This is a genomic window from Aquimarina sp. ERC-38, assembly GCF_026222555.1.
Taxonomy (GTDB): Bacteria; Bacteroidota; Bacteroidia; order Flavobacteriales; family Flavobacteriaceae; genus Aquimarina.
Genome location: NZ_CP098511.1, coordinates 4,069,550 through 4,082,057, shown reverse-complemented (window position 1 = coordinate 4,082,057; position 12,508 = coordinate 4,069,550). Strand labels below are relative to the sequence as shown.

The 12,508-nt window shown below is 30.1% G+C and carries 2 protein-coding genes; both read right to left on the bottom strand.

Going from position 1 to position 12,508, the window contains the following annotated elements; translation table 11 throughout:
- Nucleotides 1-51 precede the first annotated feature (51 nt).
- Nucleotides 52-1,326 carry an MFS transporter gene (locus tag NBT05_RS16955; RefSeq protein WP_265771091.1) on the bottom strand — a complete coding sequence of 425 codons (1,275 nt, stop codon included), beginning with the start codon at nucleotides 1,324-1,326 and terminating at the stop codon, nucleotides 52-54.
- Between the two features lie 34 nt (nucleotides 1,327-1,360).
- Nucleotides 1,361-12,331, bottom strand: a complete 10,971-nt coding sequence (locus NBT05_RS16950; RefSeq protein ID WP_265771090.1) for a non-ribosomal peptide synthetase — start codon at nucleotides 12,329-12,331, stop codon at nucleotides 1,361-1,363.
- Between the last annotated feature and the right edge of the window lie 177 nt (nucleotides 12,332-12,508).

The window sequence follows — 12,508 nt, the reverse complement described above, 5'->3', positions numbered from 1 at the left end:
AAATCTTTTATTTCGTAAGACTAAAGATTCATCTTAAACTTTTTCTTTTTGTTAAACAGTATGTTGTTTGTATAAATTATCAAGCACAAAAATTTTTTTCTTTTTATTTATTAAAGCGGATATGATAAAATGGAAGATACCCATTAATAAAATCAATAGAATAATAGCGGCTGAGATATAAGTGTCTGTATAATTAGGAATAAATCTTAATTTTTGATTTTTTAAAAATTCTCTTAAAGAATCAATAATAAAACCAGAAATCAAATACGCAAATGATTCTGAAATTCCTATAAAAATTGAGATATAGCCTAAGACTCTTCCTTGAATTTTTGGAGGAATTACAGTTTGAAAAAAAGATTTTTTTATAATACTACTAAAATTAAATAGAAAAAGAACACACATACCACCCAAAGCAATCGTATATATGCTAAAATATATTGATGATATAATTAGAATTATACTTATCATTAATCCCATCCTAATATTTAATCTAATAGGATTTAGTGTTTTACTAAGTCTGTTTTGTCCAATTGACACAAGGCCTGCCGATAGTCCACCTAAACTTAAAAAAATAAATATAACACTAAGAGCATATTCATTTGAATAATCTAGAATTAAAGGAGTGAATAAAATATTCAACATTCCTATTATAAATGCGGTGAACATCGAATATAGTATAAGTACTTTTAACTCTTTGTTTCTATTTATAAAACCCCTGAAAATTTTGAAATCAGTAAGTAAATTCAAAGCTTGACCTGATCTAGTAGTTGAAGGTAATTTTATAATTAAGAAGAAGGTTACTGGAATAATAAAGGTTAAAAAATCTATTAGAAAAAAATTACCTAAACTTATTATTTTATAAAAAATTGGGGCTGCAATTGGCACCCCAATCTCAATGACTTCATAAACTGAACTTATTAGACCATTGGTTTTAATTAGCTTTTCTTGAGGAACAATTTCCGGAATACACCTATTAAAACTTTTAAAAACAAAAGAAAAGCATATAGAACTTATCATTGTAATTATAAAAATGTACCATGGTAATAATGCATTAAAATAATACAGAATCATTAAAATTAAGCTACCTATACCAGCTATAAGCTGTCCAAAAAAAATTATTTTATTTTTATCCCACCGATCAACTATACTACTTATTAAAGGACCAAGCAAGATCGACGGTGCCAGTGAAAAAAACCAAGTTAAAGAATATAATATAACACCTTGATCATCTAAGTCCAGTAACCATATCCCCAGTACAAAATCTGTTAGCCTAGTTCCCATTAGAGATACTGATAACAATAATATATATACATATATTTTTTTCATACTTATCTATGTAAATATTTCTAAGAAAATAATTCTAGGTTGTCAGAGGTATGTTTAAAATCTTGTGAAAATCATTTTTATTAATTTCTAGATGATAAGGTGTTTTTATATTAATATGTATTCCTTTAGAACTACTGTAAGTAATGTTAATTATAAATGTTAAACTATAAAAAAAATCATTTGAAGCAGGATGGACAATTTCCAAACTTTGGTATAATTTATCGTCATTTTCAAATTCGCGGTCTAAATGAAAACGTAATCTAAATGCTGGATTAGGAGGATCTAATTCATTGATGTCACAATATTCTCGCATCAAATTCAAATAATTTAACTTACCATATTTTATGAGTTCTAACCTTTCTTTAAAATGATTTAAAGATGTTCTTAAAGATTTTATTTTACTCACTTCTAAAAACATAGGAACTATATCATGTAAATCAGCAACTATTCCAAAATAGTTTTCTTCATTTTTGAAATATCGTCCATGACTTGGAAAAACAAAAGGAATATTTTCTATACTATCTAATATACCTGCAAAGTATTTCAAGCATACTAAATACCAAAAGAATTGAATATTCGTATCATGTAACTCGTAATGCTTATGAATTATTTTAATCTCATCGTTATCGAAACTGAAATTATAATTATTTGATTTTTTATCTTTTGAAAAACTCAGTCTTCTTTTTAGTTCTTCATCTGTTATTCTTATAGAATCCTTATATTTTTTAATGAAATCCAGATAGAAATTATTCCCTTCTAGTCTCATTTTTTTCAGATTCATTTCTTTGTTATAATCATATAAAGTATTGAATTTATAATTTTCTTTTAAAGGAAACGTATTTTCTAAACACATCCCTAGACTTTTGTATATAATTTCTAGCGAGGTAAAATCAAAAATTAAATGATTTATTACTAAACAGAGACTATATTCAGATTTGAAATTTTGTAATAATAAAATTCTATAAGCTAGACTATCATTAATACTAAAAGCATTAAAAAAAGTTTCGAATATGAAATTCTTGCACGTTATAAAATCATCTGATTCAGATAATTCATATACCGGAATTGTTATTTCTTTATTAGGATCTAGAATAAGTTCCTTTAAACTTTTATTTTTCTGATCAAAAATACTTCTGAAAATACTGTGCCTATTAATAAGCGATTTAAAGTTGTTATTAAATTGATCTATATTAACATTATTTGGAAAAGGCAAATAAATACATAAATTATTGTTTTTAACATTAGGAGTATAATTCAGTATGATCTCTTGAACAGGTGTCATTCCGTACTCTTTAAAAGAGATTATACTTTCATTAAATTGATGTAAATATTTCTTTTCAAGAGAAAGCACTTTTTCTTGTACACTTAAACCCTTTGTCCGAATTTGATGATTTTGTGTGCTTTTTAAAGCGAAATTAGATTTTACCCTAATGTTACAAGTAGGATCATGAGTTAGAACTTCATAGTCTGCGACTTTAATTTCAGCGATATCTGTTTCTAATTGTTTTTCTTTTTTTCTTTCTAAAAAACCTTTCGCTGATTTATAGCTAAAGATGTCTGATACCGTAATACCAATATCTAGTTCTTCATTTATTTTTGAAACTACCCTTATAGCACTAATACTATCCCCTCCGATTATAAAGAAGTCGTCTTGAACACCTACATTTTCTATGTTTAATACCTCTGCAATAATATTACAGATCGCGATTTCTTCCGGAGTAGATGGAGCTATATATCCTATACCTTCCTTTGATGTTTCAAAATCTGGTATGGGTAATGCTTTTCTATCAATTTTACCATTGGTTGTTAAAGGGAGTTCCTCTATTTCAACCCAAAACTCAGGGACCATATAATCAGGTAAGAGTTTTTTTGAATATTCTAAAAGATCTCCGTTACTCGTATTACCTTTATCCGTATCTACAATAGTATAAGCTACCAATCTTTTGTTTTTTGTGCGAGGGTCTTCTAAAGCAGCTACACAACACTCTTTCAACAACTTGCTTTTAATTAAACTGTTTTCTATTTCTCCCAATTCAATACGGTACCCTCTAATTTTAACTTGATCATCACTTCTTCCCAATATGGAAACATTACCATCAGGTAACCAACTAGCAAGATCCCCTGTTTGATATAATAGCTCAGAAGGCTCAAAAGGGTTAGGTATAAATTTAGATGTTGTAAGTGTTTTGTTATTTAAATATCCTTCCGATAGGCTGTGCCCTCCGATGTACAATTCACCGGTAACACCTATTGGCACTAATTTTTGTTGTTTATCTAAAATGTAGAACCTCGAATTTTTTAGCGGCTTACCAATGGGGACTGCAAATAAATTATCTAAATCTTCAACACTCTTGGCTTCATAAAATGAGTTGTCAATGGTGGTTTCTGTAGTACCGTAACAATTAAGAATACGCATATCATCTCCAAAACGCTCTAATAGGGATTTAAAGTCAGAGGCTTTACATAGGTCAGAACCTAAAATCAATAGTCTTAAAAATGATACGTCGTATGATTTTTTATATACATGGTCCATAAATGGAATAGCAAACCCAGGGGTAAGATCAATAAGATTAATAGATTGTGTAGCCATGAGATGGTAGACCTTATCAAAATCTAACCGTGTACCATCCGGACATAAAACTAATTTTCCCCCAAAAAGGATACTTCTACACATGTCTGCAATAAATACATCAAAGGCAAAGCTTGCCACTTGTAGTAAATTAGTAGTATGGTCCAATTCAAATTCTTTTTGCCAGCACGTAACTACACTAAGCAGGCTTCTGTGGTTGACTTTTACACCTTTGGGCTTACCTGTAGATCCCGAAGTATAAATGATATAAGCACCGTTGGAAGGGGAAACTTTAGGCCATGCTTTATCAATAATTTTATCAGCAATGCTATTATAAGTTTCTTTTAGGTGTAAGACCTTTGTACCACTCATATCATTAATTAACTGATCCGTAATTATCATATCTAATTGACTATCTGTTATGATATGATCAATTCTTTCAGGAGGATAACTAGGATCTATGGGCACATAGGCTGCTCCTGCCTTTAATACCGCTAAAATGGTCACTACCATATCTAGAGACTTTGGTAAACAAATACCAATGGTACCATTGGTTATCATATCTGAATGGATCAAATAACGACACAGTTGGGTAGATTTAAGGTCTAGACCTTGGTATGATAAAGATTCATCGCCACATACAACTGCAGTTTTGTGAGGGTGTAACAGGACTTGTTGCTCAAACAAGTCTATAATTGTTATATTTTCTGGAATTTTTTCTAAATCAACAGGTGTAAATTCCTTTAATATCCGCGCCTCTTCTACAGGATTAACAACTTTTATTTCTGAAATTTTTTGCTCAGGATTAATTATAATTAATTGAGTAATTGCCATCAGGCTATCGGCAATCCTCTTGATACTTTCTTTTTTAAATAAATCACTACGGTACTCAATATCTACTGATAGTGAATTATTAATTTTTTCGGTAAAATCGATTGATATATCGTATGCGGCATGAGTGGTTTTATGATTTTCTTGTAATAACTCTTGATTTTCCAAAATAATTGCATCTTGATGATCTTTCACAAGATTAATCATGGTTTGAAATAGAGGTGTAGTACTAAAATTTCTATCATGATCTACTGCATTTAGTACCTTTTCAAAGGGTGCATCTTGATACTTGTAAGCTTCTAATGTATTAGATTTTACAATATTTAAGAATTCTACAAATGGCTGATCCTTAATTTGATTACGTAATACAATAGTATTAACAAAAAAGCCTATTAGGCTTTTAACCTGACTTATAGGCCTATTGGCAACAGGTGTACCTATAGCAATGTCTGATTGTCCTGAATATTTATATAATAAGACTCTGTAAATACTCAATAAGGTCATAAATAGCGTGCCTTTATATCGCTTACTAATTTCTCTTAGCTGGTCAGTAATTATTTTAGGGATTTCAAAAGTATACTTTTCACCTAGAGTACTTCGCACTAATGGTCTTTGAAAATCTGTAGGCAACTTCAATGTGGGTATGCCTGTTAATTTATTTTTCCAGTATATTAATTTTTCTTCTAAAAGATCATCTTTTAATATATTTCTTTGCCAAATACTATAATCTTTGTATTGAACTTCGGGAGCAGGAATATCTATTTTTAAATCATTATAGAATAAAGTTAATTCATTAATGAAGATCGGAATAGACCATCCGTCTGACGCAATATGATGCATCACGAAAATAATAATTTGATCACCAGATTCTAAGTTAATAATTTTAGTACGGATCATATAATCTGTACTCAAATCGAAAGCTTTATTTATAAATTCCAAAACCTCTGATTCTAAATTTTCTTCTCGTACACTTCTTACGGAGACTTTAAAATTAGCTTCTTCTTGTACGCTTTGATAACCAATACCAAATTGAGAATTGATTGTTGTACGTAATACCTCATGTCTTTTCAGGATTTTTTGTATAGCAAGGGTGAATTTATTAATATTAATAGCGCCTTTTTTTATTCTGAAAACTCCTGGAATATGATATTCAAGACTTCCATTTAACTGATCGATAGCCCATAATCTTTCTTGTGAAAATGATAGTGGAATTTTCTTTAAGCCATGATCTTCTACATCTATCTTTACAAGGGACTTATTTGTTGTGTTTGATAATACACCTGACACCGTTTTGTGTATTAATATGTCCGATGCCTTAATTTCAATATCAAGTGATGTAGAAATTAAGTGGGCTATTTGAACCGCTAAAATACTATCCCCTCCAATTATGAAGAAGTCGTCTTGAACACCTACGTTTTCTATGTTTAATACTTCTGCAATAATATTACAGATCGCGATTTCTTCCGGAGTAGATGGAGCTATATATCCTATACCCTCCTTTGATGTTTCAAAATCTGGTATGGGTAATGCTTTTCTATCAATTTTACCATTGGTTGTTAAAGGGAGTTCCTCTATTTCAACCCAAAACTCAGGGACCATATAATCAGGTAAGAGTTTTTTTGAATATTCTAAAAGATCTCCGTTACTCGTATTACCTTTATCCGTATCTACAACAGTATAAGCTACCAATCTTTTGTTTTTTGTGCGAGGGTCTTCTAAAGCAGCTACACAACACTCTTTTAACAACTTGCTTTTAATTAAACTGTTTTCTATTTCTCCCAATTCAATACGGTACCCTCTAATTTTAACTTGATCATCACTTCTTCCCAATATGGAAACATTACCATCAGGTAACCAACTAGCAAGATCCCCTGTTTGATATAATAGCTCAGAAGGCTCAAAAGGGTTAGGTATAAATTTAGATGTTGTAAGTGTTTTGTTATTTAAATATCCTTCCGATAGGCTGTGCCCTCCGATGTACAATTCACCGGTAACACCTATTGGCACTAATTTTTGTTGTTTATCTAAAATGTAGAACCTCGAATTTTTTAGCGGCTTACCAATGGGGACTGCAAATAAATTATCTAAATCTTCAACACTCTTGGCTTCATAAAATGAGTTGTCAATGGTGGTTTCTGTAGTACCGTAACAATTAAGAATACGCATATCATCTCCAAAACGCTCTAATAGGGATTTAAAGTCAGAGGCTTTACATAGGTCAGAACCTAAAATCAATAGTCTTAAAAATGATACGTCGTATGATTTTTTATATACATGGTCCATAAATGGAATGGCAAACCCAGGGGTAAGATCAATAAGATTAATAGATTGTGTAGCCATGAGATGGTAGACCTTATCAAAATCTAACCGTGTACCATCCGGACATAAAACTAATTTCCCCCCAAAAAGGATACTTCTACACATGTCTGCAATAAATACATCAAAGGCAAAACTTGCCACTTGTAGTAAATTAGTAGTATGGTCCAATTCAAATTCTTTTTGCCAGCACGTAACTACACTAAGCAGGCTTCTGTGGTTGACTTTTACACCTTTGGGCTTACCTGTAGATCCCGAAGTATAAATGATATAAGCACCGTTGGAAGGGGAAACTTTAGGCCATGCTTTATCAATAATTTTATCAGCAATGCTATTATAAGTTTCTTTTAGGTGTAAGACCTTTGTACCACTCATATCATTAATTAACTGATCCGTAATTATCATATCTAATTGACTATCTGTTATGATATGATCAATTCTTTCAGGAGGATAACTAGGATCTATGGGCACATAGGCTGCTCCTGCCTTTAATACCGCTAAAATGGTCACTACCATATCTAGAGACTTTGGTAAACAAATACCAACGGTACCATTGGTTATCATATCTGAATGGATCAAATAACGACACAGTTCGGTAGATTTAAGGTCTAGACCTTGGTATGATAAAGATTCATCGCCACATACAACTGCAGTTTTGTGAGGGTGTAACAGGACTTGTTGCTCAAACAAGTCTATAATTGTTATATTTTCTGGAATTTTTTCTAAATCAACAGGTGTAAATTCCTTTAATATCCGCACCTCTTCTACAGGATTAACAACTTTTATTTCTGAAATTTTTTGCTCAGGATTTTCAACAAGGTTTTTTAAATAATCCTTAGTATATTGAAGGATGCGTAAAGCATTTTTTTTACTAATGAAATTATTTTTTCCAGAAAAATCCAACTGGAAGTTTTCTAAATTCCTTTGGACGTTTAGCGTGCCAGGAATGTTTGTTTTTTCATGAATTAATTTTACATTGACAAAATCATTTGAATGTTGTTCCTGTAGTTTATAAAAATGAATGTAGTTGAAGGCATACTGATAAATATCATCTACTAAATTCAAAGAAGATTTAATCTTTCCATAAGGATACCCCTTATAAGGTTCTATAGCCTTTTTTTTCTCAAAAATATCTAAAATATATTCGGATACCTTTTCGTCATTATCAAATGTAAATCTAAAAGGAATAGTATTAAGGTGTAATCCGAATATGTGTTCTCCTCCATCTTCTATTAAGCGATTGTTTTCAACTTTACCAATTACTAAATCATTTTTAGTTCGAAATTTAGAAAGAACTAAACCATATATAGACAAGAAAATAATATCACTTGGAACTCCCAGTTTTACACTTAAATCAAGTATTTGCCTACTTAAGTTTGGCGATAATGTATAGTCGACTTTTAATTCATCACTAGAAAAAGAAGCTTCCTCTTTTTTATAGGTATGTAAATCAGCTTGATAGTTGTCTAAATATTTTTTCCAAAATTCTTTGGTATCATTACAGTTAATGATCTCTATTTCAGACTGAATAAACTTAGCATACGAAACTTTATTCTTAATTTCACCAGAGGCTTGATCAAAATAAGATTCCACAAATTCAGAAATTAATGAAGCAATGCTCCACCCATCTGTTATTGAATGATGAAATGAAAAGATTAGAACGAATTTCTGTTGTTTACGATCTGGAACAATGAATAATTTAAATAAACCTGAAATATCTATTTCAAAGTCATTACTTTTTTCCATTTTCACAAATTCTTCAATATCAATCTCAGCCTCTAAAATTTTAATTTTTGAACTTACTAAATACGATTTACTAATTATATTGACATAACCTGTATTGTGAACTTCAAAAGAAGCTCGAAGTTGTTCGTGTTGATTAATAAATTTTTGCCAGATAGTTGAAAATTTTTCTAAATCAAACTCCTTGAAAAATTCATAAACAAAAACATCGTGATATACATCTTTATTTATGTTCTTAAACGACTCTATCAACATTCCTGTTTGTAAATAACTTGCAGGATAAATATCTTCTACATCATAATTTCTAGACGCTATAATATTTTGTTTAATCTCAGGATCAATTAATGAAAAGGGGATATATTCTATGTTGTGAACAACGGAATTATAGGTAGTATTTTTTAATATGTTTTGGATGTTTTTATATTCAAGAATATCTTTTACCGTAACATCAAATCCTTTCTTTCTCATTTGTGAAACCAGACGAATGCTTAATATTGAATCTCCTCCAACCGAATAAAAATCGTCAGTTACACCTATTTTATTTACTCCTAAAATATCTGTCCATAGCTCGCACAACTGGATTTCTTGAACTGTTGATGGTGCTACATATTTATTAGCTAATTTCAAGTCAGGTTTTGGAAGCGACTTTCTGTCCAATTTTCCATTATTGGTTGTAGGTAATTCCTCTAAGGGAATTAGAAATTTAGGAAGCATATAACCAGGTAGCGTGGTTGATAATTTGTTCAATATTTCATTCCTAGAATTTAAATAGAATTTAGTGTCCGGCACATAATAAGCAAGTATATATTGACTTAATTTTGAACTATTATCACGTTTACTTACAATTACACAACTTTGTTTAACACCGTCAATTTTGTTTAGAGATTCTTGTATTTCTTTTAGTTCTATTCTATAACCGTTAATTTTGATTTGATGATCATTTCTTCCTATAAATTCGATATTACCATTTTTGGTATAACGAGCTATATCGCCTGTTTTATATAGCCTATTGTAATCTTTTGAAGAATCAAAAGGGTTTTTTATAAAATTTTTCCGGGTTAACTCAGATTTGTTATGATATCCTTTTGCTAGACCAACTCCACTAATAAATAGTTCTCCTTTTACTCCAATAGGGACAGGTTGATAGTCTTTATCTAATATATATGTTTTAATATTTTGAATAGGCCTACCGATATATACTTTAGAATTTGGTTTTGTTTCATAATAAGTAACATCAATTGATGCTTCTGTAGGACCATAAAGATTATGTAACTTAAAATTTGAATTTGATGCATTTTTGTAGGATTCATTTACAATACTTTTCAAAAGTTCCTCGCCACTACAAAATATTTGAGTAACCGAATTATGAAAAAATTGATTAGTATCCGTTAAGTAGTTATTGTAAGCATCAAGCATACTAGGAACAAAGTGAAGAGTGGTTATTTTTTCCCTTTCAATTAATTCTTGCAAATAAATATTGTCTTTATGTCCTTCAGGCTTAGCAATTATTATTTTAGCACCATACCAAATACCCCATAATAATTCCCAAACAGAAACATCAAATACATACGGTGTCTTTTGTAATACAGCATCTCTTTTATCTAAAGAATACATCGATTGCATCCATTCGATTCTGTTAATAATACCTGAATGATTCAGCATAACCCCTTTTGGAAAACCTGTTGTTCCTGACGTATATATGATGTAGGCAAGATCATCTGATTTGGAAAAATTTGGAAGATCAGAGGTGTCATTATGTATATAAAAATCTGCATCTAAATCTATTAAAAGTAATTCTGCATTTGTAGATGTTATATGTTTTTGATTTATATGTTTTAAGCTACAAATTAATTTAGCATTGGTGTCATTTAATATATAGTCTACTCTTTCTTTTGGATAAGAAGGGTCTACAGGTACATAAGCACCTCCGGATTTTAAGATAGCTAACACAGCTACGATCATTTCGAAGCTTCTATCTAGATATAATGCCACTAAAGTATTCGATTGAAAGGGCTCTCCGGTTGATTTTTGATAGGATGATTTTATATACCGAGCAAGTTGATTACTTTTTTCATTTAATTCTCGGTATGACATTTCTTTTCCTTCAAAAACTAATGCTGTGGCATCTGGACTTTTATATACCTGATTGTAAAACTTTTCTGGTATAGTTAATTTGTTTGAGAACCTTACTTCAGTAGAATTCCATTTATGGATGATTTTATTGTAATCTGAAGCATTTAAGATGGCGTTTTTAAAGAAGAGTTTATTTTCTGATAATATCAGATCAATCGTATTTTTAAAAGAATCAATAAATGCTGATATCAAATCATCATCAAAGAGAAATTTTCGATACTCGAATCTAAACTTTATATCTTTAGATGAATATTCATCAAAAAGTAAGGTAAATTCACTAATTATATCCTCTCCCCAAGGAATGTTGATAGATTCTGTTTCTAGTCCTTTTAGTTTAAAAGAGGTCTCATTTAGAGTTGTTTGAGATATACCTACATTAAGCGGATTAGAAATATCATTACCAGCTTTTCTCTGATCATTAATAATATTAGAAGTAGGATATACTTGAAAAGGTTTTACAGCTTTACGTTGTTCATTCAAACAAGTAATTAAATCGTAAATATTATCGACCTCTTCGAAATCAAATAATAAGGGAATATTATTAACAAAACAACCTTCAACATTTTTAAAGCCTCTGGGCCTTGCATCAACAGGGTAGCTTATCGCAAACTTTGTTTGATTACAATACTTATATAAAACATAGCCATAAACTGCTGAAATAATGATAAAATTAGTTGTTCTATTTTCCTTAGCAAATTTTCTTAGAAGTTTTGACTTACTTGAAGGCAAATCAAAATAAATAGAGTCCCCCTTTTTGTTATTCAATATTTCTGCAGAAATATTATTATTTATTTTGTAGGGAAAATCTATTTGTACACGCCTTTTATTGATATAATTTATCCAGAATTCTCTGGCCGTATCATTAAATTCTTTATTTAATGATTGTTTTTCTTTTTCTACAGCTTGTTTAAAATATTTACTTACTATAATTTCATCTTCTATTCTATTATTACATATAGCATTATAATCATGATTGATTTGTTTTAAAATCTCTAAGCCAAAAATTCCATCAGAAATTATGTGGTGAACTTGTAGAATAAAAACATAATCATTTGGTTTGTCAGTAGTAATTAGAACAATCCTGAGGCATTTTTTTGTGATGTCAAAAGGAAGGTTTACTATTTGTTTTATTTGTTGATCTATAGACTGTTGTGAATTAAAAATAGTTTCTTCATAAAAATCATCTACAATAAAATTACCTTTATAACATTGTAAAAAATTTTTATCAAATACCGCTTTAAAAACATCGTGCCTAGTAATAAAACGATTACATGCTAATTTTAAAGCTTGTTTATCTAAAAGGCCGCGCAATCTGTAAATGAATGAAACATTATATGAGCTCTGGGTTGGGTTTAAACTCCATTCGTAAAAAAATTTTCTTTGATACCTAGATATTGGAAGATGGTTGGTCATGAACTACTTAAGTATTTTCTGTCTTAGTTTTGTCTCTCTAATAAAAAACCCCTTACATCAGATTAACCTTAAAAGTGGCGATTTAAGGTATGATCTTAAAGTTTTGCTAAAAAAATTAGATTGGGCTTTAAAGAACCGCTAGCTTGCTTTTTACCTAATGCAATTCTAGAATATTTT

Bases quoted from the DNA above. Each gene is read 5' to 3' on its own strand.
- NBT05_RS16955 (WP_265771091.1), bottom strand. From the start codon at position 1,326: ATGAAAAAAATATATGTATATATATTATTGTTATCAGTATCTCTAATG.
- NBT05_RS16950 (WP_265771090.1), bottom strand. From the start codon at position 12,331: ATGACCAACCATCTTCCAATATCTAGGTATCAAAGAAAATTTTTTTAC.